24 protein-coding genes are annotated in these 18,870 nt (G+C 69.7%); 14 read left to right on the plus strand and 10 right to left on the minus strand.

What is annotated here, in order from left to right; genetic code table 11:
• Positions 1–108 precede the first annotated feature (108 nt).
• Together H4Q84_RS08545 and H4Q84_RS08550 are read left to right on the plus strand one after the other, a co-directional pair.
• Positions 109–870 carry a GntR family transcriptional regulator gene (locus H4Q84_RS08545; protein WP_248582963.1) on the plus strand — a complete coding sequence of 254 codons (762 nt, stop codon included), beginning with the start codon at positions 109–111 and terminating at the stop codon, positions 868–870.
• Between the two features lie 28 nt (positions 871–898).
• Entirely contained in the window at positions 899–1,573 is a 675-nt protein-coding gene (locus tag H4Q84_RS08550; protein WP_248582964.1) for a phosphonatase-like hydrolase, read from the plus strand.
• Here H4Q84_RS08550 and H4Q84_RS08555 read toward each other — a convergent pair.
• Positions 1,570–2,013 carry a polyketide cyclase gene (locus tag H4Q84_RS08555; RefSeq protein WP_248582965.1) on the minus strand — a complete coding sequence of 148 codons (444 nt, stop codon included), beginning with the start codon at positions 2,011–2,013 and terminating at the stop codon, positions 1,570–1,572. The two genes, H4Q84_RS08550 and H4Q84_RS08555, sit on opposite strands and share 4 nt — an antisense overlap.
• Entirely contained in the window at positions 2,010–2,582 is a 573-nt protein-coding gene (locus tag H4Q84_RS08560) for a HEAT repeat domain-containing protein (RefSeq protein WP_248582966.1), read from the minus strand. The genes H4Q84_RS08555 and H4Q84_RS08560 overlap by 4 nt, the downstream gene beginning before the upstream one ends.
• Before the next feature lie 31 nt (positions 2,583–2,613).
• On the opposite strand from H4Q84_RS08560, the gene H4Q84_RS08565 reads away from it, so the two are divergent.
• The gene (locus H4Q84_RS08565; protein WP_248582967.1) at positions 2,614–4,269 is read left to right on the plus strand and encodes a phospho-sugar mutase; all 1,656 of its coding nucleotides are present in this window, start codon (positions 2,614–2,616) and stop codon (positions 4,267–4,269) included.
• On the opposite strand, the gene H4Q84_RS08570 is transcribed toward H4Q84_RS08565, so the two are convergent.
• Together H4Q84_RS08570 and H4Q84_RS08575 are read right to left on the minus strand one after the other, a co-directional pair.
• The gene (locus H4Q84_RS08570; protein WP_248582968.1) at positions 4,152–4,760 is read right to left on the minus strand and encodes a hypothetical protein; all 609 of its coding nucleotides are present in this window, start codon (positions 4,758–4,760) and stop codon (positions 4,152–4,154) included. The genes H4Q84_RS08565 and H4Q84_RS08570 overlap by 118 nt on opposite strands.
• A gap of 141 nt (positions 4,761–4,901) precedes the next feature.
• Complete coding sequence (locus H4Q84_RS08575; RefSeq protein WP_248582969.1) at positions 4,902–5,495, minus strand: hypothetical protein; 594 nt, start codon at positions 5,493–5,495, stop codon at positions 4,902–4,904.
• A 55-nt stretch (positions 5,496–5,550) separates the two neighbouring features.
• Here H4Q84_RS08575 and deoC point away from each other — a divergent pair, with 55 nt between their 5' ends.
• From deoC to H4Q84_RS08590, 3 genes are read left to right on the plus strand one after another with little or no spacing between them, the layout of a single operon-like run.
• Positions 5,551–6,546 carry a deoxyribose-phosphate aldolase gene (deoC, locus tag H4Q84_RS08580; protein WP_248582970.1) on the plus strand — a complete coding sequence of 332 codons (996 nt, stop codon included), beginning with the start codon at positions 5,551–5,553 and terminating at the stop codon, positions 6,544–6,546.
• 14 nt (positions 6,547–6,560) lie between these two features.
• Positions 6,561–8,045 carry an aldehyde dehydrogenase family protein gene (locus H4Q84_RS08585; RefSeq protein ID WP_248582971.1) on the plus strand — a complete coding sequence of 495 codons (1,485 nt, stop codon included), beginning with the start codon at positions 6,561–6,563 and terminating at the stop codon, positions 8,043–8,045.
• A complete protein-coding gene (locus H4Q84_RS08590; RefSeq protein WP_248582972.1) occupies positions 8,042–8,923 on the plus strand; it encodes an aldehyde dehydrogenase family protein in 882 nt (293 codons plus the stop codon). The genes H4Q84_RS08585 and H4Q84_RS08590 overlap by 4 nt, the downstream gene beginning before the upstream one ends.
• 13 nt (positions 8,924–8,936) lie before the next feature.
• Here H4Q84_RS08590 and H4Q84_RS08595 read toward each other — a convergent pair whose 3' ends face one another.
• Positions 8,937–9,497: a hypothetical protein gene (locus tag H4Q84_RS08595; RefSeq protein WP_248582973.1), complete on the minus strand. Its 561-nt coding sequence runs from the start codon at positions 9,495–9,497 to the stop codon at positions 8,937–8,939.
• Positions 9,498–9,609: 112 nt separating this feature from the next.
• Between H4Q84_RS08595 and H4Q84_RS08600 the strand changes: the two genes are divergently transcribed.
• The 3 genes from H4Q84_RS08600 to H4Q84_RS08610 are packed head-to-tail and all read left to right on the plus strand — an operon-like array spanning position 9,610 to position 11,286.
• Entirely contained in the window at positions 9,610–10,137 is a 528-nt protein-coding gene (locus H4Q84_RS08600) for a hypothetical protein (RefSeq protein ID WP_248582974.1), read from the plus strand.
• Complete coding sequence (locus H4Q84_RS08605; protein ID WP_248582975.1) at positions 10,137–10,457, plus strand: hypothetical protein; 321 nt, start codon at positions 10,137–10,139, stop codon at positions 10,455–10,457. Before H4Q84_RS08600 ends, H4Q84_RS08605 begins: the two co-directional genes overlap by 1 nt.
• Position 10,458: 1 nt before the next feature.
• A complete protein-coding gene (locus H4Q84_RS08610) occupies positions 10,459–11,286 on the plus strand; it encodes a hypothetical protein (protein WP_248582976.1) in 828 nt (275 codons plus the stop codon).
• A 19-nt stretch (positions 11,287–11,305) separates the two neighbouring features.
• Here the strand turns inward: H4Q84_RS08610 and H4Q84_RS08615 are convergent, their stop codons facing one another.
• Complete coding sequence (locus H4Q84_RS08615) at positions 11,306–12,001, minus strand: alpha/beta hydrolase (protein ID WP_248582977.1); 696 nt, start codon at positions 11,999–12,001, stop codon at positions 11,306–11,308.
• A 28-nt stretch (positions 12,002–12,029) separates the two neighbouring features.
• The gene (locus H4Q84_RS08620; protein WP_248582978.1) at positions 12,030–12,830 is read right to left on the minus strand and encodes a DinB family protein; all 801 of its coding nucleotides are present in this window, start codon (positions 12,828–12,830) and stop codon (positions 12,030–12,032) included.
• Positions 12,831–12,892: 62 nt separating this feature from the next.
• On the opposite strand from H4Q84_RS08620, the gene H4Q84_RS08625 reads away from it, so the two are divergent.
• The gene (locus H4Q84_RS08625; protein WP_248582979.1) at positions 12,893–13,852 is read left to right on the plus strand and encodes a WYL domain-containing protein; all 960 of its coding nucleotides are present in this window, start codon (positions 12,893–12,895) and stop codon (positions 13,850–13,852) included.
• A 7-nt stretch (positions 13,853–13,859) separates the two neighbouring features.
• On the opposite strand, the gene H4Q84_RS08630 is transcribed toward H4Q84_RS08625, so the two are convergent.
• The gene (locus H4Q84_RS08630) at positions 13,860–14,150 is read right to left on the minus strand and encodes a DUF1330 domain-containing protein (RefSeq protein WP_248582980.1); all 291 of its coding nucleotides are present in this window, start codon (positions 14,148–14,150) and stop codon (positions 13,860–13,862) included.
• Positions 14,151–14,182: 32 nt separating this feature from the next.
• Here H4Q84_RS08630 and H4Q84_RS08635 point away from each other — a divergent pair, with 32 nt between their 5' ends.
• From H4Q84_RS08635 to H4Q84_RS08645, 3 genes are all read left to right on the plus strand, one after another.
• Entirely contained in the window at positions 14,183–14,830 is a 648-nt protein-coding gene (locus tag H4Q84_RS08635; RefSeq protein ID WP_248582981.1) for an ATP-binding protein, read from the plus strand.
• Positions 14,827–15,381, plus strand: a complete 555-nt coding sequence (locus H4Q84_RS08640) for a hypothetical protein (protein WP_248582982.1) — start codon at positions 14,827–14,829, stop codon at positions 15,379–15,381. The genes H4Q84_RS08635 and H4Q84_RS08640 overlap by 4 nt, the downstream gene beginning before the upstream one ends.
• 472 nt (positions 15,382–15,853) lie before the next feature.
• On the plus strand, positions 15,854–16,330 hold the full coding sequence (locus tag H4Q84_RS08645) for a DUF6326 family protein (protein ID WP_248582983.1): 477 nt from the start codon (positions 15,854–15,856) through the stop codon (positions 16,328–16,330).
• Positions 16,331–16,433: 103 nt separating this feature from the next.
• Here H4Q84_RS08645 and H4Q84_RS08650 read toward each other — a convergent pair whose 3' ends face one another.
• Both H4Q84_RS08650 and H4Q84_RS08655 read right to left on the minus strand, forming a co-directional pair.
• A complete protein-coding gene (locus H4Q84_RS08650) occupies positions 16,434–17,510 on the minus strand; it encodes an adenosine deaminase (RefSeq protein ID WP_248582984.1) in 1,077 nt (358 codons plus the stop codon).
• Between the two features lie 13 nt (positions 17,511–17,523).
• Positions 17,524–18,369: an alpha/beta fold hydrolase gene (locus H4Q84_RS08655; RefSeq protein ID WP_248582985.1), complete on the minus strand. Its 846-nt coding sequence runs from the start codon at positions 18,367–18,369 to the stop codon at positions 17,524–17,526.
• 47 nt (positions 18,370–18,416) lie between these two features.
• Between H4Q84_RS08655 and H4Q84_RS08660 the strand changes: the two genes are divergently transcribed.
• The gene (locus tag H4Q84_RS08660; RefSeq protein WP_248582986.1) at positions 18,417–18,869 is read left to right on the plus strand and encodes a MaoC family dehydratase; all 453 of its coding nucleotides are present in this window, start codon (positions 18,417–18,419) and stop codon (positions 18,867–18,869) included.
• Position 18,870: the final 1 nt, after the last annotated feature.

The following is an 18,870-nucleotide window of genomic DNA, read 5'->3' on the forward strand; positions in this document are numbered from 1 at the left end:
AGAGTTCACCATCACTTGTATGCACAAGTTAACCGACTGTTAACCCGCTCTGTTGAAGGCGAATCCTGATTCTTGCGCAGGGGCTGGGGCCAGTCTAAAGTCACCTGCATGAACAAGTCTGACCACGGTCCGATGCATGCCCAGGTGGCCGCAGAGCTCCGTCGGCGCATCGCCAAGGGCGTCTATCCGATCGACGGGCTGGTGCCGTCGGAGGCGACCCTGACTGCCGAGTTCGAGGTCTCCCGGGGCACCATGCGCCAGGCTCTCGCAGCGCTCCGTTCGGAGGGCCTGATCGGCGGCGGTCAAGGCAAGCCGCCAGTGGTCCGGTCCGCGTCGCTCGCCCAACCGTTCGAGACCTTCTTGTCGTTCACCTCCTGGGCCGAGCAGGCAGGGCGCGTCCCCGGTCAGCGCACCATCGAGGTGGCGCGTCGAGGTGCGGACCCGCGCGCAGCCGACGCGCTCGACGTCGAGGAGGGCGACCCGGTCGTCGAGGTCCTGCGGCTCCGGTTGCTCGACGGAATGCCCGCGATGCTGGAACGGTCGGCCTTCGTGGAGGACATCGGCCGGCTGCTCTTCGACATCGACACCGACAAGACCTCCATCTACGCGTCGCTGACCGAGCTCGGCGTGGACCTCTACACCGGCCGGCACACGTTCGACGCCGTCGCCGCCGACGACACCGATGCCCGACTGTTGGAGGTCACGCCCGGTTCACCGCTGCTGCGCGAACGCCGACGGGCCAGCACCCGCGACGGCCGACCTCTGGAGTACGGCGACGACCGCTACCTGCCCCACCTCGTCAGCTTCACCATCGTGAACACCCGCCAGCAGGGCACCGCCACCGCATGGCAGCGCACCATCGCTGGCTGACCCACGCCTTCCCGAGGAGACGCATCGCATGATCGAGCTCGCTGTCCTGGACATGGCCGGAACCACCATCGACGACGGCGGCGCCGTCTACGTCGCCCTGCGCGAGTGCGTGGAGGCGCACGGTGTCACGGTGACGGACGAGCGCCTGCAGGCCTGGATGGGTACGGACAAGCGGACCGCCATCGACGCCCTGCTCGGCGACCTGGCGACACCGGACCTGGTCGAGAAGACCTACGCCGACTTCTCGAGCCGACTGGAGACGTCCTATCTCGCCCGGCCACCGACACCGATCCCCGGCGTCCCCGAGGCCCTCGCGGAGCTACGCGCCAGCGGAGTCAAGGTCGTGCTCACCACCGGCTTCGCACACGACGTGGCCGACCCGCTGCTGGCCGCCATCGGCTGGACACCCGGCCTGGCCGGCGCTCCGGTCGACGCGCTCGTGTGTGCGGACGACGTCGCGGCCGGTCGCCCCGCGCCGTACATGATCTTCCGGGCGATGGAGCTGGCCGGCGTCCTGAGTCCCACCCGCGTCGCCGTGGCCGGCGACACCCACGTCGATGTGCTGGCCGGCAGCAACGCGGGAGCTGCGATCGTCGCCGGTGTGCTGACGGGTGCTTTGCCGGCGGAGGTGCTGGGCACCGCGCGGCATACGCACCTGCTTGCCTCGGTCGCCGACCTGCCCGCCTTGATCCGGCAGACCTAGTCCGCGACCGAGCCCGCCAACCGCCGGGAGAGTCCGGCGCGGCAGCCGGCCATCATCCGCTGGTGGTTCCAGCGCACCGCCGGCCGCGCGAGGGCAGCCCCGAGCGCCTGCCAGCGGCCGGCCACCCGCACCTCCTGCTCGAAGAGCATCCGGGTGCCCGGTCCCTCGTCCAGCAGCCGCCACCGGGCGACACCGGAGAGGTCGCCGGAGACCAGCGTCTCGAGCACGTGGTCGTCGCGGCTCTGTGCATGCAGCACCAGGTCGAGGGTGTAGGGCAGCATCGACCGGCACAGCACCCGCGCGTCATCAGGCCCGAGCGACGCGACGGCGACGACCTGCGGCCACCACGTGGGATACATCGCCAGGTCCAGCAGTACGCCGGCCACATCGGCCCGCGGGTACGGCAGCCACCAGTCCTCGCTGAACTCGAACGTGTTCACCGCGACACCTGCACGTCGAGTCGGAGCTCCAGCCGGTCTACCGCTCGCAGGGCGGCTCGCCGTACGGCCTCGTCACCGTCGTCGAGCCGGGCGACCACCGCGACGACGTGCTCTGTGTCGCCGACGACCCCGAGGGTCCGCATCGCCTGCGTCCGCACCCGCGGCAGCTCGTGCGTCGACAGCGCGGCCGCGCCGTCGCCTGCTCCCCCGACCTCGCGCTTCGTCGCGACCTTGAGACACATCTCGGCCGGCCGCCAGTCCTCGTCGGCCAGGCCGGCGACGACGGCTGGAGCAGCGGAGTCGTCCCAGGCGTACAACAGCCCGCGCGCTCCCCACGTGCGCACCCAGTAGTCCTTCCAGGACGAGCCGTCGAGCACCGCGTCGCCGGGCTCCCACGCATGGCCGGAGAGGTACGGCAGCTCGGCCACGTGGTCCTCGCGGACCGCCCCGGTCATCAGGTCGACGCACAGGTCGACCACCCCGCGTTCACCGACGTGCGACGCGAGCTCCAGCACCAGCTCCCGCACGGGGGCCTCGAGGTTGCGCGGGGGCGGCAGGGAGGGGCTCATGGCGACCAGTCTGCCGCGCTACCGTGCCCTCATGACCGAGACCGCCAACCCAGCACTCCTCGACCGGGCCCGCGCCTGGGCAGCCGAGGACCCCGACGACGTCACCCGTGCCGAGCTCGAGGCAGTCATCGCCGACGTCGTCGCCGGGGGCGACGCGACCGATCTGGCCGACCGCTTCGACGGCACCCTGGAGTTCGGTACGGCGGGACTTCGGGGCGCGCTCGGTGCGGGATCCAACCGGATGAACCGCGCCGTGGTGCTGCGCGCCGCGGCCGGCCTCGCGGCGTACCTCAAGGCCAACGGCGCGGGCCACGACGCCAGTGTGGTGATCGGGTACGACGCCCGCTACAACTCCGACGTCTTCGCGCGCGACACCGCCGAGGTGATGACCGGTGCGGGCATCAAGGCGCTGACCATGCCGCGTCCCCTGCCGACGCCGATCCTGGCCTACGCGATCCGCGAGCTCGGCTGCGTCGCCGGCATCATGGTCACCGCGAGCCACAACCCGCCCGAGGACAACGGCTACAAGGTCTACCTCGCCGACGGCAGCCAGATCGTGCCGCCGGCCGACACGGAGATCGCCGAGCAGATCGGGGCGGTCGGCGCGCTGGCCGACGTACCCCGCGGTGACGGCGGCACCGTCGTCGGCGCCAACATCGTCGACCGCTACCTCGACACCGCAGCCGACCTCGCGGGCGACGGGCCGCGCGACCTGACGATCGTCTACACACCGCTGCACGGCGTCGGTGGCACGTCGGTGGTGGAGGTGCTCGAGACCGCCGGCTTCGACGCCCCGCACGTCGTGCCCGAGCAGGAGGAGCCGGACCCCGACTTCCCGACGGTGGCGTTCCCCAACCCCGAGGAGCCCGGCGCGATGGACCTAGCGATGGCGCTCGCGGCCGAGAAGAACGCCGACATCGTCGTGGCCAACGACCCCGACGCCGACCGGTGCGCCGTAGCGGTGCCGGGTCCGCACGGCTGGCGGATGCTGAGCGGCGACGAGGTGGGCGCACTGCTCGGCTCGCGCCTGCTGAAGTCCGGCCGCAAGGGCGTCTACGCCACCACCATCGTGTCGTCGTCGCTGTTGTCGCGGATGGCCGCGAAGTCCGGCCAGCCCTACGTCGAGACCCTCACCGGCTTCAAGTGGATCGGCCGGGTCGACGGTCTCGCGTTCGGCTACGAGGAGGCGCTGGGCTACTGCGTCGACCCCGAGCATGTGGCCGACAAGGACGGCGTCTCGGCGCTGCTGCTGATGTGTGAGATCGCCGCGCAGGCCAAGGCCGACGGCAAGGAGCTCACCGACCTGCTCGACGAGATCGCGGCCGAGTTCGGCCTGCACGCGACCGACCAGCTCTCGGCGCGCGTCACCGACCTGGCCGAGATCGGTGCGGCAATGGAGCGGCTGCGTACGACGCCGCCGACGGTGCTGGGCGGCCTGGCCGTCGAGACGATCGATGACCTCTCGCAGGGCTCCCCCGACCTGCCGCCCACCGACGGGGTGCGCTACCGGCTGGCCGAAGGCGCCCGGGTCATCGTCCGGCCGAGCGGCACGGAGCCGAAGATCAAGTGCTACCTCGAGGTCGTCGTGCCGGTGAACCCGGAGGACGGCGTCGATGCCGCCCGCATCTCCGCGGCGGGCAGGCTCGACTCGCTGAGGGCCGACATCAAGGCCGCCGCCGGCATCTGAGCCGTCCGCCGCCGGCGGTAGGCCCAGGTCACCGCGAGCAGCAGCGGCCCCCACAGGACAGCGGGCAGGTACGCCGCGGTCACGAGCTCGTACCAGCCCGGAGCCGGCAGTCCCTCGTAGCCGATGATGTGCTCCCATCTGGCGACGCTGACCGCGCAGATGAGGATCACGCAGGCGGCGCCGAGCGTCGCAGTCGCCACGGCGAACCAGGTCGGCACCCTCAGGCCGCCGAGCCACCGCGGCAGCCTTTCTCCCCAGGGCTGCACCAGCCCGAGCGTCAGGGCCGCGGCACCGATCGACAGTACGCTCAGCGACAGCACGTAGACCGTGCCCGACCCGGGCAGGTGCTGGGCGTCGCGCCACGCCTGGGTCGTGCCGAGGTGGAGCCCGAAGCCGGTCAGCGAGCGCCAGACGGCGGACGGCACCACGGAGAGGATTGCGCCGTACGCCGCCCATACGGCCCAGCGAGGGGTACCCGATACGATGTTCATGATCTCCACGCTAGGACCACCATCGGCCGGTCGTCATCGGGCAGACCCCCGACACGTCCCTGAGTTATCCCGGGTGCCGGCGATCGAACGCGGTCGATGCGCTCTGTGTGGTGGATCGCACCGACCGGCCACGGGGTCGCCTCAGAGGAGCAGCGTCACCACGAACAGCACCATCGGCACTGCCATCAGCGCAATGACCGGCCACGCCCACTCGCGGCGTACGTCGGCAGCCAGCACCAACTGCTCGTCGGACAGCATCGCGATGCCGCGCTCGGCACGCGCGTCCTCGGCACGGCGGCGGATGCGCTCCTCGACGAAGTCGGGGTAGGCGATCTCACCCTGCTTCGGCTGCTCGCTCTTGGCGCCCTTCTCGGCACGCCTCATCTTGCGGCGGGTCTTGCCGACCACGGGCGAGACGTAGCGCTTCTCGCCCGCGCGTACGGCGAGCACCTGGCGCACGGCGATCTGCTCGATGGCCGCCAGCGGGACGTGCACCGTGTCGACCATGTTGCGCATCACCAGCCGGTCGTCGTCGATCGCCAGCGCCGGACGCAGCATGGAGGCCCAGGCGATCGCGCCGAGCGCCAGACCAGCCAGGCCGAGGGACAGCGCCCACGACTCGTCGCGCTCGGCAACGGCCAGGATCACGAGGCCGGCGGCCATCACGACGGTGAAGACGCCGATGACGCGACCACCCGTCGCGGCGAACCGCTCGACCTCGCCTGCGCCAGCCACGAATCCGTCCTCCTCTGATTGCCACCCACTCCTCAGCCAACCCTATGCTGGGCCGGTGACGACCACCTCCAGCGCCAACGCGCCCAGCGCTGCGGAGACCGGCTGGGACCACTCCGACATCGCCGGTTCGGATGCCTCCCTGCGCCGCTTCCTCCACGGTCTCCCCGGCGTCGACCAGGTCGGTGCGGAGGCCCGGGCCGCGAGCCTCGGCACCCGCTCCATCAAGACCACCGCCAAGGACCACGCGATCGACCTTGCCATCCGGATGGTCGACCTGACCACGCTGGAGGGCATGGACACCCCGGGCAAGGTCCGGGCACTGGCCGCGAAGGCGATGCATCCCGACCCGGCCGACCAGACCTGCCCGTCGGCCGCGGCTGTCTGCGTCTATCCCGACATGGTGGCCACCGCCAAGGAGGTGCTCGGCGACTCGCCAGTCAAGGTGGCTGCCGTCGCGACCGCCTTCCCCAGTGGCCGGGCGGCCCTCGACATCAAGCTGGCCGACACCCGCGACGCCGTCGAGGCCGGTGCCGACGAGATCGACATGGTCATCGACCGTGGTGCGTTCCTCTCGGGCCGTTACCTGCAGGTGTTCGACGAGATCGTCGCGACCCGCGAAGCGTGCACCAGACCAAACGGGGAGAGCGCCCACCTCAAGGTGATCTTCGAGACCGGCGAGCTGCAGACCTACGACAACGTACGACGCGTCTCGTGGCTCGCGATGATGGCCGGCGCGCACTTCATCAAGACCTCCACCGGCAAGGTGCAGCCGGCGGCGACCCTGCCGGTCACCATGATCATGCTCGAGGCCGTGCGCGACTTCCGCGAGGCCACGGGCCAGATGATCGGCGTGAAGCCGGCCGGCGGCATCCGCACGAGCAAGGACGCCATCAAGTACCTCGTGATGGTCAACGAGGTCGCCGGCCCCGACTGGCTCGCGCCCGAGTGGTTCCGCTTCGGCGCGTCCACGCTTCTCAACGACCTGCTCATGCAGCGCACCAAGATGCGCACCGGCCGCTACTCCGGCCCCGACTACTTCACGCTGGACTGAGAGAGAGCCGCCACATGGTCAAGGTTCCCGACGCAGCGACGCCGACGCCGGCGTTCGACTACGCCCCCGCGCCCGAGTCGCGCAGCATCGTCGACATCGCGCCGTCGTACGGCCTGTTCATCGACGGCGAGTTCGTCGACGGTGCCGGCAAGTCGTTCAAGACGATCAACCCCGCGACAGAGGAGGTGCTGGCCGAGATCGCCGAGGCCAGCGAGGCCGACGTCGACCTGGCCGTGAAGGCCGCTCGCCGCGCCTACACACGGGTCTGGTCGCGCCTGAGCGGACGCGAGCGCGCCAAGTACCTCTACCGCATCGCCCGGATCATCCAGGAGCGCGGCCGCGAGCTCGCCGTGCTCGAGTCGATCGACAACGGCAAGCCGATCAAGGAGTCGCGCGACGTCGACATCCCGATCGTCGCGGCGCACTTCTTCTACTACGCGGGCTGGGCCGACAAGCTCGACTACGCCGGTCTCGGCCCCGACCCGAAGGCGCTCGGCGTCGCGGGCCAGGTCATCCCGTGGAACTTCCCACTGATGATGCTTGCCTGGAAGATCGCGCCCGCGCTCGCCGCGGGCAACACCGTGGTGCTCAAGCCCGCCGAGACCACGCCGCTGACGGCGCTGCTCTTCGCCGAGATCTGCCAGCAGGCCGACCTGCCGCCGGGTGTCGTCAACATCGTCACGGGCGCCGGCGAGACCGGCCGCGCGATCGTGTCGCACCCTGACATCGACAAGGTGGCGTTCACGGGCTCGACCGACGTGGGCCGGGCCATCGCCAAGGCCGTCGCCGGCACCACCAAGAAGGTCACCCTCGAGCTCGGCGGCAAGGCCGCCAACATCGTGTTCGACGACGCCCCGGTCGACCAGGCCGTCGAGGGTGTCGTCAACGGCATCTTCTTCAACCAGGGTCACGTCTGCTGCGCCGGCAGCCGCCTGCTCGTGCAGGAGAGCGTCGCGGACGAGGTGCTCGAGAAGCTCAAGCGTCGGATGTCGACACTGCGCGTGGGCGACCCGCTCGACAAGAACACCGACATCGGTGCCATCAACTCCGCGGAGCAGCTCGAAAAGATCAAGGAGCTCGCCGACATCGGCGAGCAGGAGATTTCAGGGGGCGCCGGCCAGAGGTGGGCTCCCGTCTGCGACCTGCCCAAGACCGGCTTCTGGTTCCCGCCGACCGTCTTCACCGGCGTCACCCAGGCCCACCGCATCGCCCGCGAAGAGGTCTTCGGCCCCGTCCTGTCGGTGCTCACCTTCCGCACGCCCGCCGAAGCGATCGAGAAGGCCAATAACACGCCGTTCGGGCTGTCCGCTGGTGTGTGGACCGAGAAGGGCTCGCGCATCCTATGGATGGCCAACCACCTCCGCGCCGGCGTGGTCTGGGCCAACACGTTCAACAAGTTCGACCCCACGTCGCCCTTCGGCGGCTACAAGGAGTCCGGTTACGGCCGCGAGGGCGGACGGCACGGCCTCGAGGCCTACCTGAAGGGAGCCTCCGCATGAGTCGCGCCCAGGGACGGCAGAGCGTCCGCAAGACCTACAAGCTCTTCATCGGTGGCGCCTTCCCGCGGTCCGAGTCGGGCTACTCCTACGTCGTCAACGACTCGAAGGGGGCCTTCGTGGCCAACGCTGCCATGGCCTCGCGCAAGGACGCCCGCGACGCCGTCGGCGCCGCCCGCAAGGCCTTCGGCGGCTGGTCCTCGCGTACGGCGTACAACCGGGCCCAGATCCTCTACCGCGTCGCCGAGATGATGGAGGACCGTCGTCCGCAGTTCGTCGAGGCCGTCAAGCAGTCGGAGGGCCTCACCGCGCGCCAGGCCGACAAGGTCGTCGACGAGTCGATCGACCGTCTCGTCTGGTACGCCGGGTGGGCCGACAAGATCACCCAGGTCGTCGGCAGCGCCAACCCCGTGGCCGGTCCGTTCTTCAACATCTCGAGCCCCGAGCCCACCGGCGTCGTGGCCGTGATCGCTCCGCAGGAGTCCTCCCTGCTCGGCCTGATCAGCGTCATCGCCCCGGTTGTCGTCACCGGCAACACCGCGGTCGTGATGAGCTCTCACGAGCGACCGCTGCCTGCCGTGACGTTCGCCGAGGTGCTGGCCACCTCCGACCTGCCGGGTGGTGTGGTCAACATCCTCACCGGCCCGATCGCCAACACGGCGCCCTGGCTGGCCTCGCACATGGACGTCAACGCCATCGACCTCACCGGCGCGGCCGGCCTCACCGAGCAGGCGACCGCGTTCGAGGAAGCCGCCGCCGAGAACCTCAAGCGGGTGCTCCGTCCGCCGATCACCGAGCCCGACTGGCACGTCCAGCCCGGCATCGACCGGATGACTACGTTCCTGGAGACCAAGACCGTCTGGCACCCGATCGGGATCTAGCCCGTCACACCTCTCAGGAAGCGAGATCCGAAGCGGCCGCAGCCACGTTGGACATCGCTTCCTGGACCCGCTCGGGCGCAACCGGCGTGAGAGCCTCGACGCGGACCTGGATCAGCTCGTCCATGGTGTTGACCAGATAGAGCTCCGCCACGCCCGTGCGGGTGTCGGCCAGGCTCGTGAAGCAGCTGGCGTCCGACTCCGGATCGAGCCAGGCGACCGGCTGGTCGACGTAACCCCCACCCGACCGCAGCTCCTCACACTGTGCGTCAAGGGCGTCGCGAGCCGCATCCGGTCCCTCTCCCGTCACAGCTCGGGTCAGCACGGTCACGGCACCCGAGCCGCCGGCCCGGCGCTCGCACCGGCCGGCGTGCTCTTCGGCAGTGGAGTCCGCGGCCCAGCCCAGGGCGGTGAGGGCGTCGTCGTCCAGCAGCGCCGCGCACTGATCACCGGCCGATGAACCAGCCGAGCTCGGGGCCGCCGTGGCGGAGGGTCGATCGCTCTCGGCGGTCTCTGCGGAGCAGGCAACCAAGCTCGCGACCGCGGCGCACACGACGACTGCCGTCATTCTCACCATGACTCCACCGTACCCAGCGCGTCGGCTCCGAAACCGCGGCAGACCCGGTTTGAACCAGGCAACGTGCGGGAAGGTCTTGGACACGCAAGCGTCCGACAACGTGAGGGAGAGCATGGAACAGGGAAGCGCCGCAAGGGCATCCGCCAACGTCGAGCCGGCGGAAGGCGCCGACCCGACCGGGGCGATCACCGTGACGATCGGCGCTACGCGTCGGGTCTCCGCGGTGCGTGTCTCCGAGAACGCGACGATCCGCACGCCCGACGGCCTCGCGCAGACCCTGGCCGAGGCCTACTCCGCTGCGCTCACGGCTCAGCTGGAGGCGTCGAGGCGGGAGCGTCCGCGGCGCGACCCGGGACAGCGCCCGAAGCCCGTGGCCACCCTGCCGACATTCCGGCGGCCCACCAGGGAGCAGCTGTCGCGTCACCGCATCCGTGAGGAGTCACGCAACATCCCGCGGGCCACTCCGGGCGATGCCGTGGGCATCTCGTCCAACGAGTGCGTGACGGTGACCCTCATCCCGGCCCAACCCGTCGGACCCGTCACCGCCGATGCCGGTTGGCTCGCCAACGCGAGCCCCGACAATCTCGCCTCAGCAATCACCGAAGCATTCCAGAACGCGTACACAGAGAGGGACAAGTAATGAGCTTCCAGGTCCAGAGCGAAACGCTACGCACCCACGCCAAGCTGTGGGCTGGTCACGCCACTGACGTCCAGAGCGCCCAGACGACGGTCTCGCCGGGCATCGGGATGGGCGACGACTTCGGCTACCTCGCCGGACTCAATGACGTCGCGGACAACTACAACACCTGGTCGCATGCCATGGACCAGGCGCTGACGGACGCCGCTAACTGCTTCAAGTACCTCGATGCCGCCCTGAACTCCGCGGCCAACGAGTACGACGACAGCGACGCCACCGCCGCCACCAACTCGACCCAGCTCGACAAGATGATCGGAGAATGACGTGAGCAGCATCGAGTTCTACGAGGACCTGACCGACGGCATCGGGGACGACATGGAGGCGTTCTGCAAGGAGCTCGGCGACCAGATCACGCGGATCGTCAACATGCTGAACGATGCCGCGAGCGGCTTCGGCGCCTGGGTCGCAGACGTCTTCTCCGACAAGGTCGACGACGCCATCGACAGGTGGAACAACGAGATCCACCCGTGGATCATGGACACGTGGGACACGATCCAGACGAACGTCTGGGATGCAGTGGGCGACCTGGCCGGCCGGCCCATGTCGTTGCTCGAGTACGCCGACCATTACTCGTCGGTCAAGGCCAAGATCTACGTGCCCGGGGACCTCACCCAGAAGATGGTGATCTTCAACCACGACTGGAAGGGCTACGCCGCAGACAACTACAAGGCAGTCGCCACCACCGAGGACGGCGGCCTGCGCGACCTCAGCCTGGCTCTCGACGCCGGGGCCACCCTCACAACCAGCGCAGCCAACAAGATCCTGACGCTGTGGCGCGAGCTGGCTGCCAAGTTCCTCGGCTGGACCGCCGATCTCATCGGTTGCTTCGAGAAGGCGACCGAAGCCGACTCGATCATCTCCTTCGAGCTGCCGGCCGCCTTCGAGCTGGCCAAGGTGATCTGGCAGAACATCATCGACATCGCCGATCTCCTCGTGGAGTTCTTGATCGACCAGGCCACCACGGCCTCGACGTCGTGGCAGCAGCTGGCCAGCGGGGCACGCGGCCTGCCGGGCAACAAGTGGCCGATGGTCGAGGAAGCCAACAGCGACGCCATGAACAACCCGGGCCACTGGACGCCGCAGTCAGCCTGACGAGTGTCCGAGGGCGGGCCTAGCCGGGCACGGCCCCCAGGATCGCTTTCGCCAGGTCGTCGGGCCGGGTGAGCTGGGGCCAGTGCCCGGTGGGCACGTCGACGTAGGTCACGTCCGAGATCGCAGCCAGCTCGGGCACGTGTCCGTCCGCGACCCACTCACGCAACTGGTCGGCGGTGTACTCGGGACAGACCATCGTGACCGGGACGTCGTACCGACGCGTGTCCTTCAGATGGATGACGCCATTCATGACGCCTTCCGGCACGGGGATGGCCGCGGCGTAGAAATCGGCGAGCTCTGCTTCGGAGAAGCCGATCACGTTGTCGTCCTCCCCCTTCTCGGCCCAGTCGGGCATGGCGATCTCGCCGTCGATCGCGTCGAAGCCACCGAGCAGCTCCTCACCGTCGGATGCCGGGAACCCGCCGACGTGTACGACGCGCGCCACCCGCTCGGGTCGGGCGTCGAGCGCCAGGTGGGCGATGCCGCAACCGGCCGAGTGTCCGACGAGGAGCACCGGCCCCTCGGCGGCATCGATCGCCGCGACGACGGCGGCCACGTGGTCGTCGAGGGTGATGCCGGCGCGGTCGCTCTCCTTCGACTCCATGCCCGGCAGGGTCAGGGCGTGGGTGCGATGGCCGGCTGCCTCGAGCGTGGGTGTCACCTGGTCCCAGGTGGAGGCGTTGAGCCAGAGTCCGGGCACGAGCACGATGTCCATGGGGTTCCTCTTCGTTGGTGTGGTGGATTCAGGAGTCGAGAAGTGCGTCGAGATCGCGCTCGGCGTAGCGCCGGTGCTCCCACTCCTCGTTGAGCACGGTCAGCAGGCACTCCCGCACTGGGAACGACCTCGGCGGCGGCCAGCTCTCCCCTTCAACAGGCTCGGTTTCGGAGTCGAGCTGCTCGTCGGTGAGCTCGTCGACGATCCGTCGGACGGTGGCGGCGCGGTCGTGGCGCACCGCGAGGGCCTCGTCGAGGGTCGGCCGCACCTCGCGGTCGCGGGGGATGCCGGCCAGGTCGGGCATGCCGTCCCACGGCAGGTCGAGCGGGTGCCACGGGTTGGGGTCGCCCTCGATGGCGCGGCGTACCCACGCGTCGGTGGCGAAGGCGAGGTGGCGCAGGGTCTCGATGAACGACCACTCGCCGTCGACCTGCTCGTGAAGCCGCTCCGGGGGCAGTGCGCGGGCGCGGTCGACGGTGTCGGCCCACAGCTGCTCGAGGAGGTCCCAGGCCTCGCGGAACCCGGCCGGGTCGGTCGGCCGCATCTTCGCCCGGCCGGGCTGCTGCCTGTCCAGCTCGGCCTCGAGCAGGGGCCCCACGTCGACGCCGTTGATCACGACCCGGTCGATGTCGCCGTTGATGCGGACGTCGACCAGGTCGACCTCGTGCAGCGTGGCGCCAGTGAGGTCGACGTTGCGGATGTCGGCCTCCCGCAGGTCGACGTGGTGGAAGCGGCTGCCTCGCATCTCCACGTTCTCGAACGTCGAACCGGTCAGGTCGGCGTCCGCGAAGTGCTGCGGCGAGGAGGTCTGGGTCCGGGTTTCGCTCATGACAGGGACCGTAGACGGCATTCCGGACGTTCTGCTGCCTGTACTGGTCCTAGACTCGCCAGGTGCCCCGATCCGACGATGCGAGCCCCACCGCGCGAGCCCTGATGGCGCTGGAGCTGTTGCAGGGCAACCCGGGCGTGACGGCCGGCCAGCTCGCCGTACAGCTGGGCGTCTCCGAGCGAGCCGCCCGGAGGTACGTCGCCATCCTGCGCGAGGCGGACATCCCCATCGAGTCGGTGCGCGGGCCGTACGGCGGCTACCGGATCGGGCGCGGCCTGCGCCTGCCGCCCGTCCTCTTCTCCGCGACCGAGGCGCTGGGCCTGGTGATGGCGGTCCTCGAAGGGCACCATGCCGCGGCGGACCCGACCGAGCCGGTGGGCAGCGCGCTCGCCAAGATCCTGCGCGGCCTGCCGGAGCCGGTCGCCGCGCAGGCCGACGCCGTACGACGCGCGGCGGCAGCAACCCCCAACCGGCATCCCTCCAGGCCCGATCCCGGGACCACCGTCACCCTGGTCGAGGCCCATGCCGGGCGTCGGCAGGTGCGCATCGGCTACCGCACCGACGCCGGCCGGGAGTGGACCGTCGAGGTGGACCCGTGGGCGATCGTCGTACGCCACGGTCGCTGGTACCTCCTCTGCTTCGACCACCGTGCCCGGGCGCAGCGGGCCTACCGGATCGACCGTGTCACTGCGGTCGAGGTGCTCGACCAGACCTTCGACCCGCCGGCCGACCTCGACCCTGTCGCCGGCCTCGAGGAGCACCTCGCGGTGGGCTGGGAGTACGACGTGGAGGTCGTCGTCGACGCGTCACTCGACGAGGTGGCGACGTACCTGCCGCGCGCCATGGGACGACTGGATGTCGTCGACGAGAGGACCACCCGGATCGTCGGCACGACCAGCAACCCGGTGCTGGTCGTCGAGCGGCTCGTAGTCCTCCCGATGACCTATCGGATCGTCGGTGGTCCCGAGGTGCGCACCGCAGCGCTGCAGATCGCCGCGCGACTGGCTGGCGCTGCTACGTGATCGCGCCTTACTCCACGCCGGGCACGATGCGTAAGTCCCGCACCGCACCGCCGTCGAGGGCCACGAGAGCCTCCTGGTAGTCCGGGCTGTCATGCGCGGCTCGGGCGGCCTCGACCGACTCGAACTCGATCAGCACGGTCCGGGTCGTCTCACCGGCCTCGTAGGTCTGCTCGGGCATCCCCCGCGCGACGAACGTCCCGCCGGCGCCCGTCAGCGCCGGCCCGGCCAGCTCGGCGTACGCCGCCAGCTTGGCCTCGTCGGTGATCTCCTTGTAGATGCTGATCCAGTACGCCGTCATGGCGTCATCCTGCCATCGGGCACAATGAGCCGGTGCTCGAGCGAGAGGTCCAGGGAGATGTGGCGGCCGACGCCACGGACCACCCGTCACGGCGGGTGATCGTCCTCGCCGGGCCGTCGGGCGCCGGCAAGTCGCGGCTCGCCGAGCGCACCGGGCTCCCGGTGCTGCGGCTCGACGACTTCTACAAGGACGGCGACGACCCGACGCTCCCCCACATCCACGGCGGCTCGATCGACGGCATGGTCGACTGGGACCACCCCGACTCCTGGCTGCCCGACGATGCGATGTTCGCGATCGAGTCGCTGTGCCGTGAGGGCGTTGCCGAGGTGCCGGTCTACGACATCGCCCGCAACGGCCGCCACGGCGTGCAGAACCTCGACCTGGGCTCTGCCCGGTGCTTCATCGCCGAGGGCATCTTCGCCGCCGAGATCGTGCCGGCCTGCGCCGAACGCGGCCTGCTCGCCGCGGCGTACTGCGTGAGACAGCACCCGCTCGTCACGTTCTGGCGCCGCCTCACCCGCGACCTCCGCGAGCACCGCAAGCCGCCACTTGTGCTGCTGCGCCGCGGCCTCGCGCTGCTGCGCGACCAGCGGCGGGTGGTCGACCACGCCACTTCGCTCGGCGCCCGGCCGGTGACGGCCGAGCAGGCGTACGCCGAGATCGGCGCCCTGGTCCGATGACCTCGCCTGGCCCCGCAGCCAGCCGCGCGCTGCGTCTGCGGCTGCGCCAGCCCGACCAGCGTTCGTGCGGTGCCGCGGTGCTCGTGGTGACCGAGGTGCTAACCAACGAGGCGTACGCCGCGTGGCTGGCCAACGGCGGCGCCGACCGGTTCGAAGACGAGGTGCTCGCGATGCACCGGCGCGCCACCGGGCCGATCGACGCCGCGGGCCGCATCCAGGCGCCGTGGACCCGTCTCCTCGGCACCCCGCCCTGGGCCGTCAGCCGTCAGCTCACCGCCCGTCGCGGTCGCCCACACCAGATGCACCCGGTGCTGCCGTGGTCACGGACCCAAGCGCTCGACGAGATCCGTACGGCGGCCGTGCTCGACGCCGTACCCCTGTTCGTCGGGAGCGTGCTCCCGCGGCATGTCGTGCTGGTTCTCGACGCCGACCTCACGACGTACGACCCGGCCTCCGGGCGCACACGCACGGTCGATGCCGAGGAGTTCGCCGCCGGTCGGATCAGGGACCTCGCATGGCCGGTGCCGTGGTTCTGGGTCAGCCCGCGCTGAGTGCGGCGCCCGGCTTGATGTTCGCCGATTCGATGTCGAACACACGGATTGCCCGGGAGGTTCGTATCATTCGCGCCGATAAGAGGCGCCCGGCTTCTCAGAAGCAAGTTGTTCCCGACGTCTCGGCCGGACTTCATTGTCTGCCCCAAGGACTTTCTCCAACGACTATGTGGGAGAGCCCCGAGGCATTGTGGCGGCGGCTCAAGTTGGCCGCGAAGCCATATCTACAGCGGCTGAGCACCCCATATTGAGCGTTGGCGGCGATCCGCCTGCGTGGAACTCGCCGGTGGTGTGGAGATCCCGAGTCTGGACGTCGAGCTGAAGACCGAGGCCGTGTCGTCGGGGTATGCGTTAGGGAAGCCGGGCGCGCGGCGAATCAGCCGAAGTACGAACCGCACATCGTCCGGACGGCTGGGGGAGATCGGAACCCAAGGCCGATGTTCCCCTCGTCGCGCTGCGTCATTGTGAAGCAATGGCAGCCACCCAAGAGGAGAAGATCCCCGTGAGGACGACAACACCCAGGCAACTACGAGACACCCCAGTCGATGTGAAGCTCGTGCTCAGCGCACTGTGGATCGCCATGCTGTTCGTGTTCGCCTACGTGGACATCTTCGGCTTCTACCGCGCCGACATTCTCGATGCTGCGCTCGACGGCAAGGTGGCGACCACGGCACTCATGATCAACCAGATGTTCTTGACCGGCGCGCTGATCTACATCCTGATACCGAGTGTGATGGCCGTGCTCGCGCTCGTCCTGAGACCTCGGGTCAACCGGATGACCAACGTCGTCGTCAGCCTTCTCTACTCGCTCACCATCGTTTACTTCTGCAGGGGCGAGACGTGGGTGTACTACCTCGTAGGCAGCGCCGTCGAAGTTGTCCTGCTGCTCGCCATCGCCAGAACCGCCTGGAAATGGCCGCCACCCCAGATTGCACCCTCGCGGTCATAGGCTGGTCAAGCGGGCGCGTCTATCCGGAGCCGAAAGGCAGCTCAACGGGCCACTCCGACAGATTCGACACCCACGCACCGACACGACCGAACTGCTGCCCCACTCACCCCGCGCTGAGCGCGGCGTACTCCGGCTTGATGATCGTGTTGATGATCTCGAGGCGCTCGTCGAAGGGCAGGAACGCCGACTTCATCGCGTTGATCGTGAACCAGCGCAGGTCGTCGAGCGTGTAGCCGAACGCCTCGACCAGCGCCCACATCTCGTCGGTCATCGACGTGCCGCTCATCAGCCGGTTGTCGGTGTTGACGGTGACCCGGAAGCGCAACTTGGTCAGCAGGCCGATCGGGTGCTCGGCGATCGACGTCGCGGCGCCGGTCTGCACGTTGGAGGCCGGGCACATCTCGAGGGGGATGCGCTTGTCGCGGACGTACGACGCGAGCGCGCCGAGCGTCACGGAGCCGTCGTCGCCGACGGTGATGTCGTCGATGATCCGGACGCCGTGGCCGAGCCGGTCGGCGCCGCACCACTGGATCGCCTCCCAGATGGATGGCAGGCCGAACGCCTCACCGGCGTGGATGGTGAAGTGCGAGTTCTGGCGCTGGAGGTACTCGAACGCGTCCAGGTGACGGGTGGGAGGGAAGCCCGCCTCGGCACCCGCGATGTCGAAGCCCGCGACGCCCCGGCCGCGCCACGAGATGGCCAGCTCGGCGATCTCCATCGACCGGGCCTGGTGGCGCATGGCCGTGAGCAGCTGGCGGACCACGATCCGGCCCCCGGCAGCAGCAACGCCCTCGTCGAAGCCCTCCTGGACGGCGGCGACCACCTCGTCGAGGGTCAGCCCGCCTTCGACGTGCTGCTCGGGGGCGTAGCGCACTTCGGCGTACACGACGCCGTCGGCGACCAGGTCCTCGACGCACTCGCGGGCGACGCGGGCGATGGCCGGGCCGTTCTGCATGACCGCGACCGTGTGGTCGAACGTCTCGAGGTAGCGCACCAGGCTGCCGCTGTCGGCGGCCTCCTCGAACCAGCGCCCGAGGTCGTCGGCGTCGTCGGCCGGCAGCTCGTGGCCGGCGTCGACGGCGAGGTCGAGGATCGTCTGCGGGCGCAGCCCGCCGTCGAGGTGGTCGTGCAGGAGGACCTTGGGTGCCGCAAGGACCTGGTCGCGGGTGGGGCTCGTCATGCCTGCCATCCAATCATCTGGCTGGTTTGGCCAGCAGACCGCGCAGCGCCTCGACGGTCACGTCCGGCGCCTGGCTGTGCACCCAGTGGCCGACGCCCTTGACAGTGACCAGCCGCACGCCCGGGAAGTAGGCCCGCATCTGCTCGGCATCGTCGGTCTCGATGTACTCCGAGTCGCCACCCGCCAGCCACAGCACCGGACCGTCGTACGGCGGCAGCCCGGCCGCCGCGGCCGGGAAGTCGGCGATCAGCGAATGGTGACCTCGCGCCGAGTCGGCCGCGAAGAGGTCGACGTTGGACTGCCAACGCCACTGGTCTCCCTCGCGGCGCAGGTTCTGCAGCAGGAAGGCCCGCACACCGGGGTCGGGGTCGACGTCGTCGAACCTCGCCTCGGCGTCGGCGCGGTCGCCCAGCTCGTCGAGCGGCAGCGCCTGCATGGCGTTGATGTAGCCGTCGAAGCGCGACAGGTCGCCGTAGTCCTTGGGTGCGATGTCGACGACAGCCAGCCGCTCGACGAGGTCTGGGTGGGCCAGCGCCAGCACCATCGCGACCTTGCCGCCGAGGGAGTGACCGACCACGGTCCAGCGGTCGACGCCGCCCGTCTCGCGCAGCTGGGCTGCGACCCGGTCGGCGTACGCCTCGAACGAGAACTCCGTGGTCCACGGCGAGCGGCCGTGGTCGGGCAGGTCGACCAGCAGCGCGCGTGCTCCGCCGCCGTCGGGGCCGACGAGTGCCTTCGCGATCTGGGTCCAGTTGCGGCCCTGTCCGAACAGGCCGTGCAGGAACGCTATGCGCGGACCGGACGAACCCAGCGACATGGTGTGCAGCCGGGATTCGGTAGGTTCGGAGCCGGACGTCATGGCGTCATCCTCGCAGCGTCATTCTCAGCCGGCCAACGGGAGTTCTCATGCGCGTGTTCACCAGTCTCGACGAGCTCGAGGCCGCCACCGGTGAGTCCCTCGGCAGCAGCGACTGGCTCACCATCGACCAGCAACGGATCGACACCTTCGCCGAGGCGACGGGCGACCACCAGTGGATCCACGTCGACGTCGAGCGCTCGAAGGACGGGCCGTTCGGCGGCACCGTCGCCCACGGCTACCTCACTCTGTCGCTGCTCCCGATGCTCGGCCAACAGGTCTTCTCCCTCGACACCCCGGGCGCCAAGCTCAACTACGGCGTCAACAAGGTCCGCTTCCCGAACCCGGTGCTCGTCGGCTCGCGGGTGCGCGCGCACGCCGAGCTCGGCGGGGTCGTCGACGTACCCGCCGGCAAGCAGATGACGCTCAAGTGGTCGATCGAGATCGAGGGCGTCGCCAAGCCCGCCTGCGTCGCCGAGACCGTCGTCCTGCTGCTCACCTGAG

The organism is Nocardioides sp. InS609-2 (assembly GCF_023208195.1).
In the GTDB taxonomy this organism is placed as follows: domain Bacteria; phylum Actinomycetota; class Actinomycetes; order Propionibacteriales; family Nocardioidaceae; genus Nocardioides.